Source organism: Candidatus Baltobacteraceae bacterium (genome assembly GCA_036489885.1).
Taxonomy (GTDB): domain Bacteria; phylum Vulcanimicrobiota; class Vulcanimicrobiia; order Vulcanimicrobiales; family Vulcanimicrobiaceae; genus JAFAMS01.
The window spans coordinates 1,129,060-1,146,023 of record DASXEW010000003.1 but is presented as its reverse complement, the minus strand read 5'-3'; the positions used below and the strand labels follow the sequence as shown (position 1 = coordinate 1,146,023).

General features: G+C 61.1%; 20 protein-coding genes. 10 read left to right on the top strand and 10 right to left on the bottom strand.

Features of this window, described 5'->3' with window-relative positions:
• Positions 1–5: 5 nt before the first annotated feature.
• The 4 genes from nrdR to argS are packed head-to-tail and all read left to right on the top strand — an operon-like array spanning position 6 to position 3,643.
• Entirely contained in the window at positions 6–449 is a 444-nt protein-coding gene (nrdR, locus tag VGG22_11490; GenBank protein HEY1728989.1) for a transcriptional regulator NrdR, read from the top strand.
• A 4-nt stretch (positions 450–453) separates the two neighbouring features.
• Positions 454–900 (top strand): dUTP diphosphatase, encoded by a 447-nt coding sequence (gene dut / locus VGG22_11485; protein HEY1728988.1) that lies wholly within the window; start codon positions 454–456, stop codon positions 898–900.
• Positions 901–956: 56 nt separating this feature from the next.
• Entirely contained in the window at positions 957–1,883 is a 927-nt protein-coding gene (locus tag VGG22_11480) for a ketopantoate reductase C-terminal domain-containing protein (protein HEY1728987.1), read from the top strand.
• On the top strand, positions 1,880–3,643 hold the full coding sequence (gene argS, locus VGG22_11475) for an arginine--tRNA ligase (protein ID HEY1728986.1): 1,764 nt from the start codon (positions 1,880–1,882) through the stop codon (positions 3,641–3,643). The genes VGG22_11480 and argS overlap by 4 nt, the downstream gene beginning before the upstream one ends.
• 67 nt (positions 3,644–3,710) lie before the next feature.
• Here argS and VGG22_11470 read toward each other — a convergent pair whose 3' ends face one another.
• Genes VGG22_11470 through VGG22_11435 form a run of 8 tightly spaced genes read right to left on the bottom strand, consistent with a single transcriptional unit; the run spans position 3,711 to position 10,747 of the window.
• Positions 3,711–5,168 (bottom strand): alpha/beta hydrolase domain-containing protein, encoded by a 1,458-nt coding sequence (locus tag VGG22_11470; GenBank protein ID HEY1728985.1) that lies wholly within the window; start codon positions 5,166–5,168, stop codon positions 3,711–3,713.
• Positions 5,165–6,331, bottom strand: coding sequence for an AI-2E family transporter (locus tag VGG22_11465; GenBank protein ID HEY1728984.1), 1,167 nt, complete (start codon positions 6,329–6,331; stop codon positions 5,165–5,167). Before VGG22_11465 ends, VGG22_11470 begins: the two co-directional genes overlap by 4 nt.
• Positions 6,313–6,789 carry a GNAT family N-acetyltransferase gene (locus VGG22_11460; GenBank protein ID HEY1728983.1) on the bottom strand — a complete coding sequence of 159 codons (477 nt, stop codon included), beginning with the start codon at positions 6,787–6,789 and terminating at the stop codon, positions 6,313–6,315. The genes VGG22_11465 and VGG22_11460 overlap by 19 nt, the downstream gene beginning before the upstream one ends.
• Positions 6,774–7,892, bottom strand: coding sequence for a histidinol-phosphate transaminase (gene hisC / locus VGG22_11455; GenBank protein HEY1728982.1), 1,119 nt, complete (start codon positions 7,890–7,892; stop codon positions 6,774–6,776). The genes VGG22_11460 and hisC overlap by 16 nt, the downstream gene beginning before the upstream one ends.
• On the bottom strand, positions 7,889–8,467 hold the full coding sequence (gene pyrE, locus VGG22_11450) for an orotate phosphoribosyltransferase (protein ID HEY1728981.1): 579 nt from the start codon (positions 8,465–8,467) through the stop codon (positions 7,889–7,891). Before pyrE ends, hisC begins: the two co-directional genes overlap by 4 nt.
• Positions 8,464–9,177 carry an orotidine-5'-phosphate decarboxylase gene (pyrF, locus tag VGG22_11445; protein ID HEY1728980.1) on the bottom strand — a complete coding sequence of 238 codons (714 nt, stop codon included), beginning with the start codon at positions 9,175–9,177 and terminating at the stop codon, positions 8,464–8,466. The genes pyrE and pyrF overlap by 4 nt, the downstream gene beginning before the upstream one ends.
• Positions 9,174–10,142, bottom strand: a complete 969-nt coding sequence (locus VGG22_11440; GenBank protein ID HEY1728979.1) for a dihydroorotate dehydrogenase — start codon at positions 10,140–10,142, stop codon at positions 9,174–9,176. Before VGG22_11440 ends, pyrF begins: the two co-directional genes overlap by 4 nt.
• A complete protein-coding gene (locus VGG22_11435; GenBank protein ID HEY1728978.1) occupies positions 10,133–10,747 on the bottom strand; it encodes a hypothetical protein in 615 nt (204 codons plus the stop codon). The genes VGG22_11440 and VGG22_11435 overlap by 10 nt, the downstream gene beginning before the upstream one ends.
• A gap of 671 nt (positions 10,748–11,418) precedes the next feature.
• Here VGG22_11435 and VGG22_11430 point away from each other — a divergent pair.
• Genes VGG22_11430 through VGG22_11415 form a run of 4 tightly spaced genes read left to right on the top strand, consistent with a single transcriptional unit; the run spans position 11,419 to position 15,016 of the window.
• The gene (locus VGG22_11430; protein ID HEY1728977.1) at positions 11,419–12,105 is read left to right on the top strand and encodes a response regulator transcription factor; all 687 of its coding nucleotides are present in this window, start codon (positions 11,419–11,421) and stop codon (positions 12,103–12,105) included.
• A gap of 12 nt (positions 12,106–12,117) precedes the next feature.
• Positions 12,118–13,509, top strand: coding sequence for a HAMP domain-containing sensor histidine kinase (locus VGG22_11425; protein HEY1728976.1), 1,392 nt, complete (start codon positions 12,118–12,120; stop codon positions 13,507–13,509).
• Positions 13,510–13,555: 46 nt separating this feature from the next.
• Positions 13,556–14,599, top strand: a complete 1,044-nt coding sequence (locus VGG22_11420) for a hypothetical protein (protein HEY1728975.1) — start codon at positions 13,556–13,558, stop codon at positions 14,597–14,599.
• Positions 14,600–15,016 carry a nuclear transport factor 2 family protein gene (locus tag VGG22_11415; GenBank protein HEY1728974.1) on the top strand — a complete coding sequence of 139 codons (417 nt, stop codon included), beginning with the start codon at positions 14,600–14,602 and terminating at the stop codon, positions 15,014–15,016.
• A gap of 1 nt (position 15,017) precedes the next feature.
• Here the strand turns inward: VGG22_11415 and VGG22_11410 are convergent, their stop codons facing one another.
• Positions 15,018–15,254, bottom strand: coding sequence for a hypothetical protein (locus tag VGG22_11410; GenBank protein HEY1728973.1), 237 nt, complete (start codon positions 15,252–15,254; stop codon positions 15,018–15,020).
• An 82-nt stretch (positions 15,255–15,336) separates the two neighbouring features.
• Here VGG22_11410 and VGG22_11405 point away from each other — a divergent pair, with 82 nt between their 5' ends.
• Together VGG22_11405 and VGG22_11400 are read left to right on the top strand one after the other, a co-directional pair.
• The gene (locus VGG22_11405) at positions 15,337–15,777 is read left to right on the top strand and encodes an OsmC family protein (protein HEY1728972.1); all 441 of its coding nucleotides are present in this window, start codon (positions 15,337–15,339) and stop codon (positions 15,775–15,777) included.
• Complete coding sequence (locus tag VGG22_11400; GenBank protein HEY1728971.1) at positions 15,774–16,214, top strand: universal stress protein; 441 nt, start codon at positions 15,774–15,776, stop codon at positions 16,212–16,214. Before VGG22_11405 ends, VGG22_11400 begins: the two co-directional genes overlap by 4 nt.
• On the opposite strand, the gene VGG22_11395 is transcribed toward VGG22_11400, so the two are convergent.
• Positions 16,211–16,930 carry an MBL fold metallo-hydrolase gene (locus tag VGG22_11395; GenBank protein ID HEY1728970.1) on the bottom strand — a complete coding sequence of 240 codons (720 nt, stop codon included), beginning with the start codon at positions 16,928–16,930 and terminating at the stop codon, positions 16,211–16,213. The genes VGG22_11400 and VGG22_11395 overlap by 4 nt on opposite strands.
• Between the last annotated feature and the right edge of the window lie 34 nt (positions 16,931–16,964).

Below are 16,964 nucleotides of genomic sequence, written 5' to 3'. Positions count from 1 at the left end.
GCACCCTGCTCTGCCCAGCATGCCGCAAGAGCGAGACACGCGTCGTCGACTCGCGTGACGATGAATCCGTCGTACGCCGCCGTCGCGAGTGCCTCACTTGCAAACACCGTTTCACGACCTACGAGCGTATGGAAGCGCCTCGTTTGTTCGTCGTGAAAAAAGACGGGCGGCGCGAGCAATACAATCGCGAGAAGATCCTGGCCGGCTTGCAGCGCGCGTGCGAGAAGCGGCCGGTTTCCGAAGCGCAGCTCGACGAGATCGTCGCGAAGCTCGAACGCGAGCTCTTTTCACGCGGCGACAACGAAGTACAGACGACGCTCATCGGTGAGAAGGTCATGGAAGCGTTGCACGCCGTCGATAAGGTCGCATATGTCCGCTTCGCAAGCGTCTATCGCTCGTTCACGGACGTTGAAGGTTTTCGGACTGTCCTAACTGAGCTTGCGACCTGAGGACATGCGCGTCCGCGTAACGCGGCTTGCGCATGCAGCCGGTCTTCCACTTCCGAAATATGCGAGCAAGGATGCGGCCGGCGCGGACGTCTGCGCGGCGCTTGAGGCCGACCTCGTTCTGCGGCCGGGCGCGCGAGCTGCCGTACCCACAGGGCTTTGCGTCGAGTTTCCGCAGGGTTACGAGATGCAAGTGCGACCCCGCAGCGGACTCGCATTACGTGATGGAATCGGTTTGCTCAATTCTCCGGGCACGATCGATGCCGACTATCGCGGCGAGATCAAGATCATTTTGGTGAACCACGGCAATCAAGACGTGCTGGTGAAGCGCGGCGATCGCATCGCGCAGCTTGTCCTCGCGCCGGTCGTGACCGGTATCTTCGAGGATGCCGCAACGCTAGCGCCAAGCGAGCGCGGAGAAGCGGGCTTCGGCAGCACGGGCGTGCGGGAGTAGGATCACTGAAAGTCTACATCGTCGGCAAAGGCGCGATCGGGACGTTCTTTGGCGATTTGCTTGCCAAAATCGGCAACGAGATCGTCTACGCGCCGCGTGACCTGGAACGCGTCGAGCCGGTTGCCGCGGAGCTGGCGATCGTTGCAGTAAAGGCGTACGACACCGACGGCGCGATCGAAACGCTCAAACGCGCGCTTACGAATCCCGCAGAGACTACGATCTTGTGTCCGCAGAACGGGGTCGGAAACGAAGAGAAGCTTGCGAGTGCATTCGGCCCCGATCCCGTCGTAGCGTGCGCGCTGACGATCCCGGTTGAACGCGATCGTAACGGCACGGGTCACGCGACGAACTCCGGCGGCATTGCGTTCTCGCCGGTTGGAAGCGAGGCGCACAACTGGGTTCTTGCGACGTTCGGGCAAACCGGTTTGCCGACCAAAGCCGTCGAGGACTATCGCGCGCTCAAATGGTCGAAGCTCGCGCTCAACATCGTCGCCAACGCGTCGTGTGCAATTCTCAACGTCTTGCCTGAACGGCTCGTCCATTTCGATGAGGCTTTCACGCTCGAGATTCGGGCGATCCGCGAAGTGCGCGCCGTGATGCTTGCGCAAAACATCACACCGATCGATCTTCCGCGCTATCCCCTGCGTGCGCTCCAAGGCATCGCGACGCTGCCTTCTCCGATCTCGCGGCTCGTGCTCGCAAACCGGATCGCCGGCGCACGCGGACGCAAGCCGCCTTCGTTGTTGCTCGATCTGCGCGCGGGTAAGAATCAGACCGAGGTCAGCGTCCTCAACGGCGCCGTCGCAGACGCCGGCCATCGACTCGGCATTCCGACGCCGGTCAATGCCGTCTTTGCGCGCGTGCTCTCCGATATCGCGCACATGCCGGCGCTGTGGGCGAAGTATCGCGAACGGCCCGATCAGCTCGAAGCCGAGTATCGCGCCGAGCTCGGACGCCGGCGCGCAGCGCGTTCGCCGGCATGAAGCTTCTCGATCTGGACGGCGTCGCGACCGCTTTCGATCGCACGGCGCGCGCCCTCTATGGTGACGATGTCTCAATCGACGTCACGTTCGAGACGCCACGCAACGTCGACTTCGGCGACTTCGCAACGAACATCGCGTTCAAATTGGCGAAGTCGGCACGCAAAGCGCCACAAGCAATCGCAACGGAGATCGCCGACAAAGTCCTGAGCGATGAAAGCATGGCGACGACGCTGCTCGAGATCAAGCCGGTTGCGGGCTTCGTCAATTTGCGGATGCAGCCGGCATTTTGGCAGCAGGTCGTGCACGAAATTCTCGAGCGCGGCGCCGACTATGGCCGCGGCGCTTCGACCGGGACGCGGTTGTCGCTCGAATTCGGCAGCGCAAACCCAACGGGACCACTCGTCGTCGTGCAAGGCCGCAGCCTCGCGATCGGCTCGACGCTTGCCAACGCAATGCGATTCCTCGGCAATGAAGTTACGAACGATTGGATCATCAACGATGCGGGCAACCAGCTCGACACGCTGATTCGCTCGCTTTATGCGCGCTGGCGCCAACTGCGCGAGCCGGACTTTCCATTTCCGGAGGATGGATATCCCAGTGATTACGTCATCGAGCTTGCCAAAGATCTCGATGCCGTGCCGGGAGCAAATCCGGAAGACAACGGCTTCCTCGAAAAATTCGCGCACGACAGGATGGTGGATGCACAACGCGCGACTGCGCGGCGATTCGGCGTCGATTTCATTTTCCAGAGCGAGAAGGTATTTCACGATGCCGGGCTCGTGCCGAGCGCAATCGTCACGCTTCTTCAAGGCGAGGGATTGACCGTCCGCGAGGACCAGGCGATCGCACTTTCACCGGAGCTCGATCCGGATGAGACGAAAGCGCGCATTTTGCTGCGCACCGACGGGCGGCCGACATATTTTTGCGCCGACATCGTCTATCATTTCTCGAAATTTCGGCACGCATCCGAAGTGCTCGACATTCTGGGGCCGGATCATCACGGCTATATCGCGCGGGTGCGTGCCATGGCGGAGATTTGGCGCCGTCTTTACGGCAAGCCGAAGTTCATGGAACTCTTGCATCGCATCGACGCGCTCAAGCTCGAAGGCCCGACGCATTGGGCGGGCGCGGAGGTCTCGATTGACGTGCTCATTGCGCAACAGGTAAGTCTGATGCGCGGCGGCGAGGCTGCCTCGATGAGCAAACGGGCCGGCAATATCATCGAGCTCGACGAGGTCCTCGATGAAGTCGGCGTCGATGCCGCGCGTTTCTTCTTCATCATGCTTGCACCGGAATCGCCGCTCACGTTCGATCTCGACCTCGCGGTCAAGCAGAGCAACGAGAATCCGGTCTACTACGTCCAGTATGGGCATGCGCGGATCGCATCGTTGATCGCGCACGCGCGCTCGAACCCCGAAACGGCGCGCTTTGTGGATGAAGCCTCGCGTGCCAAGCACCTCGACCGGCTCGTCGACCCGACGGAGCTTGCGCTAGCGCGACGTCTCGCCGAATGGCCTCGACTGATCGCACACGCAGCGCGTTCGCGCGCGCCGCATCTGCTCACCGCCTACGCGCGCGAGGTTGCGAGCGACTTCCATCAGTTTTATTCGGCGTGTAAGATCGTCAACGTCGGCGATGTCGAAACCAGCACGGCGCGTCTTGCGCTCTCGATGGCCGCGCAGTCCGTTCTTGCGAACGCGCTTGCAATTTGCGGCGTGAGCGCCCCCGATTTTATGGAGCGACGAAAGACCGAAGAGTAAGCGCACGACACTATCGTTGTCATCCTGAGCGTAGCGAGCGTAGTCGAAGGACCCGTACGTGCGTCCGCTAGTAACCGCCGGGGTTTTCGTACAGCTTCGCGGCGCGCGCCAGCATCGGCTTACGGTCTTCTTCGAGCACGTAGCCTTCTTTGATCAAGCGATCCAGCGACGCGCCGTAGCGTGTGAGAAATCCGGCGCTCGAACCGTAGCGTTTGGCGAGATCGTCGCCCCAGATCGGCTGCCACTCTCCGAGATTGCCGCACGTGTTGTTGATCGTCGTCGTGATCACCGGATTGAGCGAAACCGGAACCGGCTTGCCGATCGGATTCTCGACTTCGGGAAAACGCACGCCACCTTCCGGCTGCGCATCGGCATCAACCACCGGGACTTCGAGCGTCGAGCCCCTGAGCGGATTGAAGTGCTCGGTCTCCGTTGGCGCCGGGCCGAGCTTGAAGAGCGTAGTCGGCGGCAGCTCGGGAGCCGGACCAACTCCGCCGCCTAAACGGTGCGCAAGCTCGAGCACGATCGCGCGCATGTACGCATCGTATGCGATCGGATTGAGCCAAACGGGTTTGCCGCCGTTACATTCCATTTTCGTGAATGCGTTGGTCGAGCTTGCGCGGTTGCCGGTTGCGTGTGGACTCGGCCAGTCGTAGCGCCGCATGTTTTCCGGAAGATCGGTGGTGTCGGTGACGCTCGCGTGCACGCGGTAGAAATCCGTGTAGTTCGCGACGTCGATGAAAAACGGATCTGTTTTAGGATTGCGTAACAGTTCTTTCGCGCTGAGCACGGTCGGATTAACCGGATCGACGTACGGCTGCTGCGGCGTGTGATTCGCCTTCGCAAGCTGATTGAGCGCGAGCCAATTGCCGGTGCCGTCCATTGCGATCGCGCCCGCGTAAACGGCCTCGTGGTTTTGTGGGAACTCATTGAAGCCCTCGGCGACGAAGGTCTCGACGAACCAGCCGCTCTGCGAGATGCCGACCAGCAAGCGCGTGTGATACCGGGCAGCGAGCGCAGCGCCGAAATCGCGCACGATCGCTTCGCCGACACCTTGCGCAGTTTTCGGAACACCGACCGCGAGCGGATATTGCCACTGCACGCGCGCGTACGCGATGTGATGCTTGAACATCCATCCGTTGCCGAGACCAATCGGATAATCGGCCTTCGACGGACTCCCGGAAGCCGGAAAACTGTTGAGACGGCCGAGCACGAGAGGGTTCCCACGATTCTCGGGCTCGACGACGACGGTATCGCTCACGCCGGCCTTGGCGGGCTCGATGATCTCGTATTCAGCCGTGTACGCAAACGGATTCTTGCCGAGCCCATCGATCTTTTCACCCGGCGCGATGACGCCCGATAGCATCCCATACGTGCGGATGTACTGAACGCCGTCGAATACGCCGACCGGAATACGCTTCGTGAAGCGAAAAACGGTTACGCCCGAGAGTTGCTGGCTCGATGTTGCAAGCGTTGCCGACATCGAGAGCAACGCGCAAATCGCGATTGCGCGCAGCAGCTTCATGTGCGTTCCCGGATCGTTTCGTGAATCTCGATATCGATCTCGCGCTCGCCTTTGTGCAACTGATGTTCGTGCTCGTGTTCGGCCGATCGGGGACCGAAATCGTGGCGCGAAAGCCACGGCCGCACGAAGATGCGCCAGAGAACCTTGCCCATCGCCGCCGCAGGAATGCCCAGGATTAGGCCTGGCAAACCGAGCAGCTCACCCCCGGCGAAGACGCCGAACATGACGGCGATCGGCGAGACACCGACGTGCGGCGCCATGATCTTCGGTACCAGCACATTGTCAGCGATGCGCGAGATCACGAAGACGACGATCGTCACTTCCCAGACCATCGCGAGGCCCTGCGGCGCGGCAAGAACCGCCGCAATGACTTGCGCAACGATCATCCCGACGAACGGCACGGCGTACGCGATCCCGCACAACACGCCCACCAACAGCGCGAACTTATATCCGAACGCCCACAGAATCAGCCACGTCGAAACACCGACGATCGCGCACAAGATCGATTGTCCCGCGACGAAGCCGCCGAAGATGTGCACGATCTCATCCAGCACCTGCGCGACCTCGTGCTCGCGCGAATGCGGCACGATCGAAAGCAGTTGCTGGCGAATTCGCTCGCCGCTTGCCAAGAAGAAAATCGAAAGAATGATCGCCGAGAGCAGCACGAACATGACGCCGATCGTGCTGACCAGCGCGGGATAGAGTCCTGCAACGGCAGCAGTTCCCCACTCGGATATCTTGGAATCGATCACGCTGCGAATGTCGATGAGACTTGGCGGCAGCATCCCTTTGCCGACGTGGTGCTCCAAATTCGTTTGGAAGCTCACCAGCGACTGTTCCGCCGACGTCATCTGATCGGGCAGCGCTCCCAAAACGGCCTGTGTTTGGGAAAGGCCGGTCGGAATGACGAGAAGCCCGATCAGCGCCACAAACATCATGATGACGAGGTAGACGCTCGTTATCGCAAGGCCGCGCTTCATCCAACGTTCGAGAAATTGCGTCACCGGGTGGACGCCCAGCGCAATCACCGCGGCCGTTACGAAGATCTCAACGGTTTTGGGAATCCGCATCGCCAGCACGACCGCAAGCACGATCAGCAGCAAGCCCCAGACCGTTCCGATGATGCGGCGCAGCGTCCGCGGATTCAAACCAGTGGTTTGCACAAGAGCCTTCGTTCCGTGCGATATCCGCTCGCTGTATAAAGATCGAGAGCGGGGACGTTATTCTCCGTCACCATCATCGCAATCGTAGGTAACCCGCGCTCGCGCGCGAGGGCTTCGGCTGCGTTCAAGAGCGCCCGGCCGATTCCCCGGCGCTGGACGTCGGGTTCGACCGCCATGTATGCGACGAACGCTTGCGGCGCCATCGAGACTTCGTCGGGAAGCGAGTCCAGAAGGATCAGAAATCCGAGAGGCCGCCCCTCGGCCTCCGCGATCACGATCGAATGCGACTGCGCGAACGTAAACTCGAGCAGCTTCTCATACGAGAGCGCGACAAGCGGCTCCATGACCTGGCGGAACGGTGACACGCTCGTCATCGCAACGCGAATCCCCAGATCGCGCACGTACTCGCGATCCGATTCGTCACCTGGCCGGATGCGGACGCTCAGGACGACTTCCAAGTGGGAAGCAATTTTTCGAACGCGGTCAGTACAGCGTCGTTCTCTTCGGGCGTTCCGACCGTGATGCGCAGGAAACCCGGCAACCCCAGCGCGTCGCCGGAGCGCACGGCTATCCCGAGCTTGAGCAGATCGACATATGCGCGGTTCGCCTCAGTCGGAACCTGGACGGCGATAAAGTTCGCAGCGCTTGGATAGACGAAAAGGCCGAGCCGTTTGAACTCGCGCTCCAGACGTTCGCGCTGTTCCGCGTTGATCTTGACGCTCCGCGCCACGAACGCGTCGTCGTCGAGTGCCGCGAGCGCAGCGACAAGCGATGCGCGCGTCACATTGAACGGCAGGCGAACCTGCTGCATGTAGCCGATCGCGTCTGCCTGGCCGATCACGTAGCCGATGCGCAGCGCCGCGAGACCGTAGGCTTTCGACATCGTGCGATAGACGAGCGTATTCGGCCGGCGCATTGCAAGCGCGACACCGTCCACGCCGTTCGGCATAAATTCACGGTAGGCTTGATCGAACGAGAGCAATACGCCGGCCGGGAGACGCGCCAGAAATCGCTCCATTGCCGCGGGCTCGATCGACGTCGCCGTCGGATTGTTCGGATCGCAGATCAGCACGAGTTTCGTGTTCGCGTCGATCGCATCGGCCATCGCGTCGAGATCGTGCACGCCGTCTTTGAGCGGAACTTGGATCGATTCGGCCTCGCGCAGCTGCGCGTTCTGCGGAAAGAGCGAGAACGTGGGCGCCGCCATAACGACGCGCTCGCCGCGATCGACGAAGGTTTCGAACATCAGCTCCAAGAGTTCGTTGCTGCCGTGTCCGACCGTCACGTTCTCGGGGCCAACACCGAGTTTTCGCGCCAGTTTTTCGCGCAGCTCCTGATATTGGTTATCGACGTAGATGTTGAGATCGCCCAGAGTCTTGAGCGCCTCGAGCGCGCGGGGCGACGAGCCCAGCGGATTCTCATTTGACGAGAGCTTGATCAGCCGCTCGATGCCGTATTCGCGGCGCGCTTGCTCGAGCGTCGTCCCTGGCCGATACGATTGTCCGTCGCGCACGGCGCGGCGCACGATCCCTGCGGCAGGCGAAGCTACCTGCTCTTTCATGATGCGAGAAAACGCGAGCCGGGTTCGGTGATCGGCTCGCCGGCTTTGCATTTCGGGCATTCTTCCGGTGCAAACGAGGCGATCGGCAGATCGACGAGCGCGATCGTCGGCAAACCGAATTCGACCGGTTCGCGCCGGACGATCACGCCCAGAGCGACTGCTTTTGCGCTCGATTTGCGCACGATGTCGAGGACTTCTTTAACGGAAAGACCCGTGGTCACGACATCTTCAACCACGAACGCACCGTCTTGCGGACCCAGCGTAAAGCCGCGGCGCAGCGTCGGCACGCCGCCTTCTTTCTCGACGAAAATCGCGCGCACGCCCAGCTGTCGCGCAACTTCGTAGCCGAGTACGATGCCGCCGACCGCTGCGCTCACGACGACGTTTGGACGCGGAGATTGCGGCAAACGCGCGATCATCTCCCCGGCGATACGCTCGACGAGCTTAGGATGCTCGAGAATCCGGAATTTTTGGATGAACTGCGCGCTGTGCCGTCCGGACGAGAGCTTGAAATGGCCGCTCAGCAGCGCACCGTTTTCTTCGAGCGCGCGCGGCAGATCGAAGGTCGCGGTCACGCCGGCACGAGCTCCGCGAGAATCGCCTGCGCAGCTTCCCGCATGTCCTTCGCTTCCAGAATCGGACGCCCGACCACGATGTAATCGCTGCCGGCGGCGCGCGCATCGCCCGGCGTCATCACGCGCCTTTGATCGCCAAGCGACGTGCCTGCCGGACGTATTCCCGGCGTTAGCGCCTTGAATTCCGTTCCGAAGAAGCTCTTGAGATCGCGAACCTCCTGAGGACTGCAGATCACGCCCGCGCAACGCGCATCGCGTGCAAGCGCGGCGAGACGCGTCGCGTTCTCGCCCGGTCCGCCCTGGAGTCCGAGCTCGCGCAGATCTTCGGGCGCGATGCTGGTCAGCACCGTGACGGCGAAGATCTCGGGCGGATCGATCCCAAGCTCGAGCGCGCGCTGCTCTGCGGCTTCAACTGCAGCCATCATCATCTCGCTTCCCCCGAGTGCATGCACGTCGATGATGCGCGCGCCCGGTTGTACGAGCTGCCGAATCGCGGCCGCGACCGTTCGCGGGATATCGTTCAGCTTCAAGTCCAAGAAATACGTCGCGCTGCGACGGAGCAGCTCGGCGCGAATCTCGTCGCCATACGCGAAGAAGGCTTCCATACCGACCTTGTACATCAACGGCAATCCGTCAAGCCTATCCAAGACCGCTGTTGCGTCGGCGAAGGTCGGCGTGTCGAGCGCGACAATCAGTTCGGGCGCGCTCATCCTGCATCTCCTTCGTATTCGTCAGCATTGCGGAAGCCGACGTTGGCTTTTCCGACGATATCGCTTAGCGCGGCGAGATCGCGTTCCCGTAGATAATCTTCGAGCTCGGCGACGATTCGCGACGGAATCCGCGGATCCGTGAAGTTCGCAGTTCCGATCGAGATCGCCGATGCGCCGGCCAGAAGGAATTCGAGTGCGTCGCTCGTCGTCTCGATCCCGCCTTGTCCCACGATCGGAACGCGTACCGCTCGAGCGACTTCGTAGACGGCGAGGACTGCGATCGGACGGATCGCCGGCCCTGAAAGCCCGCCGGTCACATTCCCGAGCCGTGGCTTCCAGCGCTCGACGTCGATTGCCATCCCGCGCACCGTGTTGATGACGGCGAGCGCGTCGGCGCCGGCGGCTTCGGCTTCGCGCGCGATCGATCCGATATCGGTGACGTTCGGCGAGAGCTTGACTATCAGCGGTTTACGGACGACTTTTCGGACGGCTTTGACGACTTGCCCGGTCAGATTCGGATTGCAGGCAAACGTCTCACCTTCGGAGGCAACGTTCGGACACGAGATGTTGACCTCGAGCGCATCGATTTCGTCGCGGGCGGTGAGACGCTCTGCGACCTCGACGTAGTCCTCGACCGAAAATCCCGCCACGCTCCCGATCACGGCGCACGGACGATCGGAAAATTTGCGAACTTCGTGCTCGAGATAGTAGTCGATCCCCGGATTTTGCAAGCCGATCGCGTTGAGCATGCCGCTGGGCGTCGGAACAAGGCGCGGCCCGACGTTACCGAGTCGCGGTTGACGCGTCACACTCTTGAGCACGACTGCGCCGACGCGCGCAAGGTCGATGAAGGGCGAGTACTCTTCACCCGAACCGTAGCAACCGCTGCCCATCAGCGTCGGATAGGCGAGTTCGAGCGTGCCGATCTTCACCCCGATCCGCGGCTTCGCGCGTTCTACGACCATCGTAGCTCCGATGCCCAAAACACGGGGCCTTCCTTACACACACGTGCGTTGACATACGGACGCGGCTCGTGGACGCTCGCTTCCGGAAAATGTGGCGCTTGCGCGCTTTTGCGATCCAACGGTACGACGCAGCCCCAGCATGCGCCGACGCCGCAGCCGAATGTTTCTTCGAGCGAGAGCTGCGCTGGGATGTTGCGGTCTACGGCGAGCGCAGCGACCGCGCGCAACATCGGCGCGGGACCGCACGCGAGCAACAGTTCGGGCGCTGCGTCGCGCACGAGGTCGGTAACAAAACCGTGATGCCCAAGACTTCCGTCATCGGTCGCGACGACCACCTCACAGCCTGCACTCTCGAAAAGCTCGACGTCAACGAGCGCTTGCGCGGTGCGCGCGCCATAGTATAGGGTCGTTTTCGCCGATTGCGCGACACACCGCTCGGCCGCGAGCAGTACCGACGCAAGCCCGACACCACCGGCGACGATTCCCACGCTGCGCGGTACGCGATCGAGGAAGAATCCGTTGCCGAGCGGTCCGAGCAGATCGAGCTGATCGCCGGCGGCGAGCGATGCCAATTCTTCGGTACGTGGGCCTGCGACAACGATCATCACACTGGTACGTTGGTCATGGGCCTCATAGATTCCAAGGGCCGTTGCAGGCAGTGCACCGCGCGGCGGAATGGCCATTACGAATTGCCCTGGTCGCACTACCGCGCTAAGTGCCGGAGCGTACAAGCTGAGGATAACGATTCCAGGATGTGGCTCCCGGCGTTCCGCGACAATTGTGTCGTGAACGCGAGGAACGGGCGCCGTGTCTGGCGTCACAAGAAACTCTCTTCTTCCGACCTTAGTGCCACCCCCCTGTCACAATCTTTACTCCATCTTCTAACCAACCCACTACCGCTAAGCGAAACGCTTTCGGTACACTCACGTTGATAAGGGTAGGGAACCCGCGGAAAGGAGGATCCCGGAATGGCTGGTCTGGTGGTCTTCAAAACCCTAGCCGACGCGCTCAGAGCGGGCTATCAGGTTTATGACCGGACGCCTGAGGGCTATCTCGTTCGCACGAGAACACAATCCGGATGGGCGATGGCGCTCGTAACTTGCAAATAGCCGTCTTCATTTAAAGCTCTTATTCGTCTTTAAAGATCTCAGAGGTGCTAAGGCACCTCTGATCTTTTTTTGCCACTTGCTCTGGAATGTGGACCGCATTAAAGTTAGAGCGCCCCGCTGGGATGGCTACGCGGGCTGGGTAGAACTGCCGTCGAAAGGTAGCTATGGTGAGTGAGATTGCGACCGAACGCAAATTCAAGATCCTAGTCGTCGAGGACGATGCGGCGATTTTGCGCGTCCTGCAATTAGAGCTGGAGCACGAAGGCTACGAGGTCGAGGTCGCGCGTGACGGACTCGCGGGTCTGGAAAAAGCGCTCAAGGAGCCCGATCTCGTCATTCTCGATTTGATGCTCCCGAAGATGGACGGGCTGGAAGTCTGCTCGCGCGTCCGTTCCAAGAGTGCGGTGCCGATCATCATGCTGACGGCCAAGGACCGCATCCCGGATCGGGTCGCGGGCTTGGATACCGGCGCCGACGACTATCTGACCAAGCCGTTTTCGATCGATGAACTGCTGGCGCGCATCCGTGCGCGCCTTCGCGAAAAGCACCCGACGTCCAACGTGCTTGAAGCGGCCGATCTCGTCATGGACCGCGACCGGCATGAAGTGACGCGCAGCGGCAAGTCGATTCAGCTGACGGCAAAAGAATACGCACTGCTGGAGTATCTTCTGCTGCACCGCAATAAGGTGCACACGCGCGACGAGCTCTTCAACGGCGTGTGGGGCAGCGATTTTCTCGGCGATTCCAACTTGATCGACGTCTACATCCGCTATCTGCGCGGCAAGATCGACGAGGACTACGAGCCCAAGCTGATCCAGACCGTGCGCGGAGTGGGGTACGCGCTTAAAGTCTAGAACGCCGGCGGCGTGAATTCGCTCAAGTGGCGAATCGCGCTCGCATACGCCGGGCTATTCGTCCTCGCGCTCGCGCTTGCGGCCATCGCGATCAATATCGCGTTCCGCACGATTCTTCTCAATCAAGCTGAGGTCCGCACGCAGCTCGTCGCCACGCAGATTCGCCGCACGATCGAGCCTTTCGGACTTGTGACGAGCGGCTCGGATCAGGCTATTGCGGCTTTCGTCGCGACGCAAAGCAATTTAGAATCCTGGTCGTCGGCAACGACGCTCGTACAGATCGACAACCCGCAAGGCCAGCCGATCGGCAAGAGCAGCAACACCGGCTCGTTCATCTTCCCGCCGGACAGAACACTGAGCGTCAAGGACCACACCAAAACGTATATTCTCGGCGATCTGCTCGTCCACGACGAGGCACTGGTCGAGAATAATCACGTCATCGCGATCGCGCACATCGGCGAACGCCTCGACGCGATGCGCGAGGTGCTGGCCAACGCGCGCAACATTCTCGTGATCGTAACGATCGCGGCGTTTTTTCTGGTGGTTCTGGCCTCGATTGCGATTGCGACGCTGGTGCTCGATCCCGTCAAACGATTGACGGACGCAATGGAAGAGATCGGATCCGAGCAACTCGGACGGCGCATCGGGTGGAGCGGACGCAAAGACGAGCTTGGACGTTTGGCGGCAGCCTTCGACCGTATGCTCGATCGCTTGCAAGCCGCGTTTGCGCGCGAGCGTCAGTTCATTTCGGATGCTTCGCACGAGCTCAAGACGCCGCTCACCGTCATCAACGCGAACGCGCAGATGCTGCAGCGCTGGGCGGACCGTGACGACCGGATCCGAGCCGAGAGCTTGACCGCGATCATCGACGAAAGCGCCGGACTCGCCGGGATGGTTAATGGCATGTTGCTTCTGGCCAAGGCCGATTCGGGCGAACAGATTCCGAAAGAACCGCTCGACTTGAACGCCGTCCTGCGCGACACCGTCGAATCGGCGCACGCCAAAGCCGACGGGAAAAATCTCGCGCTCGACTTCGAGCCGAGTACGAACGGCGCAATCGTCTACGGCTCGGAATCGCTCTTGCGCCAGCTCTTCGGAAACCTGATCGACAACGCGATCAAATTCACGGATCAGGGCGGCGTGCGCGTCCGTCTGAGCGCGAACCGTGATGAGGTCGTCGGTCAGGTGATCGATTCGGGAAGCGGGATCGACGAGGAGTCGATCGACCGCGTTTTCGACCGATTCTACCGGACCGACAAGTCCCGGACCCGCGCAGTCGAGGGCACAGGGCTCGGCCTTGCAATCGTACGCAGCATCGCCCGAGTCCACTCCGGGAGCGTCCAGGCAGCCAGGCGCCCGGAAGGCGGCTCGATTTTCACCGTCCGCCTCCCCCGCGAACGCTAAACGAATCCCAATGACCGGCCTTAATCGCGGGGTGTACGCTCGCTTCGTGGGTCCGAGACTCGTGGCGCGAGGGGCTGCGGCAGCAGCTTTGTTCGCCTTGTTTCTTTTCGGGACGGGCCGCGCAGCGAGCGCGGACTCGCTGCTGATTGATGCCGCGAACCAGCCCGTCGTCCTGATCCAGCACAGCGCACCGATCACGATCCGGACCTGGGACCGCCCGCAAGTCAGCGTCGACGACGGGGGCGCCGAGCCCCCGATCGTCCAGCGCCGTCCGGGCGGCCGGGCACCGGGAGTCTCCCCGAATGTCCCCTACTCGGTCCCTATCCCGGCCGTCTCAATAGCGGATCCAGCCGGCGGTCAGCCCGTCACACTCGGACCCGAAGAGTTTCCGGTGCAAATCCCGCCGGGTTCGCACGATACGCTGCGTATTCAAGTTCCGCCCTATCAGTCGACGGTTTACGTCCCCGCGGACACGTCGGTGCTCTCGATCAACGGCACGAGCGGCACGCGCATCGAGAACTATCACGGACAGCTGATCGCGCAGCAACGAGCCGGACCCCTCGTGCTGCACAACGTCAGCGGCGATGCGTTCATCCAAAATCTGCGCGGCCAGATTTTCGTCGTCGATTCGCAGTTCGATCGTCTGCGCACGCGCACCGCATTGAACAACATGATCTTCCAGCGTTGCGACGTCAAACAAATCGAAGCGACGAGCGAGCGCGGCTCGATCGTCTATAACAACGGCTCGTTTCAACCCGGACTCGCGCGTTTCGAAACGGTCACGGGCCACGTCGCGCTCGGCGTTAACGGCGGCGCCAACATTGCCGTCAAAGGGCAACCCGGCCAGATCTATCAGAACTTCGATCATCCCTCGCAATTCAACGATCGCAACGGTGAGGCCAACGCGCGCGTCGGCGGCGGCGGCCCGCTCGTCAACGTCGTCACACGGCAGGGGCGTGTCTATCTCTACGACGGCTCGCTCATGACGCGCCGTCAGCTTCCCGCGCATTGGGGACAAGTGCGCGCACCACTTGAACGCGCGCGCCAACAACACGAAGTCGGCCCACCGGTTTATCGAAGACCGCCGTAAATGACGGCGCTTCTTCTCGCGGCCATGCTCGCATTTCCACCCCCGGATTTTGCGGCATTGCGGGACGCCTGGGAGAATACGATCCATGCACGGCACCTCGATGAATGTGTTGCGCTCTACGCGCCCGATGGCACGTTCGTGCTCGCGGATGGCACGCGTTTCACAGGCCGCAAGGCGATCCGAATGCTCTACACCGGCGCGATGAAGACGTACGTTAGCGATCTGCACTTTCACAGCGTCGCATCGCACGCGGACGGCGATCTTGCTTACGATAGCGGACGCTGGACCGAAACGTTGACGCTGCGCGCAACCGGTAAGATCAAGAAATCAAGCGGCTCGTATATGACCGTTTATCGTTACGAAGACGGCTCTTGGCTGATCGCCGAACAAGTCTGGACCTCGCCCGACAAGGATTAATCTAGGGCGCGCAACCTTGATTCTGCCATTCTTTGAATTTGGCGCACATATCGGGCGTCCATCGCTCGCCGGTACTCGGAGGCGGCATCGTGCCTTCGCTGACCGTTTTGTAGATCGCGTCGGCGCTTTTCGTCACGGTGTCTTTATCCGAGAGATCCATGCCGGCGCGTTTCATGTGCGCGACGTCGATGTCGGTGAACATGGGCCGGATATCTTTGGCGAAGCTGAGTCTGTCCATGGGTACGGATAGGGGCACAAGGTCCGCCGAAACCTCCTGAAAGATGACAGGGTCGTGCGACTCGCTGGGAAAGGAGCGCGCTATGGCCACCGATACGCAGATCGTGCGAAAAGCCAACATTCATTGGGAAGGCGACATCGCCCACGGACGCGGGAAGATTTCTACCGAGAGCGGCAAGGTAGCGGCTGAGTATTCGTTCGGAACTCGATTCAGCGGAGAGCCAGGAACGAACCCGGAGGAGCTGCTCGGCGCGTCGCACGCCGCATGCTTCACGATGGCGCTAAGCGCTGAGTTGACGCGCGCCGGACATGCGCCGAAATCAATCAACACGGCCGCGCTCGTCCATCTCGAGAAGGCCGGAGACGGTTACGAAATTCCATCGATCGAACTCACGACGAACGTGAGTGCGGATGGCTTGTCCGATGCAGACTTTCAGAAACTCGCAGTGCAAGCCAAGGAGAACTGTCCGTTGAGCAAGGCCTTGCGCGCCGTACCGATTTCGCTAAAAGCGACGCTTGCATGAACGTTCTCGTCATCTTCGATGGCTCGGACGATGGCCTTGCGGGGCTCCAGCGCGCAGTCGACATGTTGAAAGCCGCGGGTAACAAGCACGAGATCGTTGCATCGGTGGTTGGATGGCCTCCGCGCAAATCGCCGATCTGGGACAAAGCCTTCGACAAGCATCCGATCTTCGACGACCTGCACCGTGCGATGGCCGAAGTTGCATCGAAGGAATTCAGCCGTTTAAAAGAATTGTTCGCAAGCGTCGGCAACGTCACGACCGAGTATCTCGAAGGCGATCCTGTGACTGAGATCGTTGCGCTGATCGACCGGCAGAAACCCGACCTATTCATCGCCGGCCTGACGCGTGGTCCGGACTCCGACAGCGTCTTATCGGGTGCATTTGGAATCCTACGCCGTACGACGGTGCCGGCGTTCCTGACGTTCGGAAAAGTTTAGACTAGCTCGGTTTCGAGATCGAGCGTCCAACCGTCGCGCGCGGCATAGACGCGTAGTCCAAGCTCGTCTTCGAGCGATTGGGCAAGCTTGCGCGGGTCGGCTTCGAGCATGCGCGTCCCAAAGTGCGTGAGAACTGCAACGCGCGGACGCACCGCGGCGATGATCGACTTTGCTTGCTCGAACGTCATATGGTCGACGTCGAGTTTGTCTTCGTAACGCAGAACGTTGACGATGAGCGCGTCGGGCTTGTACGCCGTGTAGTCGGTGATCAACCCGTCGAAAAACCGGGTGCATGGAAGATATGAGACGCGCACCTCGCTGCCGTTATTGGGATAGCGTAAGTGTAAGCCGTACGTCTCGACCGGATGCTTGTGCTGAATCGAGCCCGTAATCTCGACTTCGCCGATTTGATATGGTCCGCCGTGCTCGCGCAGTTGGTCCCAACGCGGCACGAAGCGCCGCAAGTACGGAAAGATCACGGGATCGCCTTCGACTGCATCCTGCGGAGCGAGCACCATTCCGCGCGGCCGCCATCCGCCTTGCGACATGGCTTCGATCATCACGTTGACGTCGGCGGAATGATCGAGATGCTTGTGCGAGAGGATGATTGCGTCGAGCTTCTGTGGCTCGCACGGCGGAACGTGCGAAAGCGCGCGCACGAGTGCACCGGGACCGGGATCGACGTGAATTTGCGTGTTGCCGAAACGCCACCACATCCCACCCGAGGCGCGAATCTGACGCGCTACAACG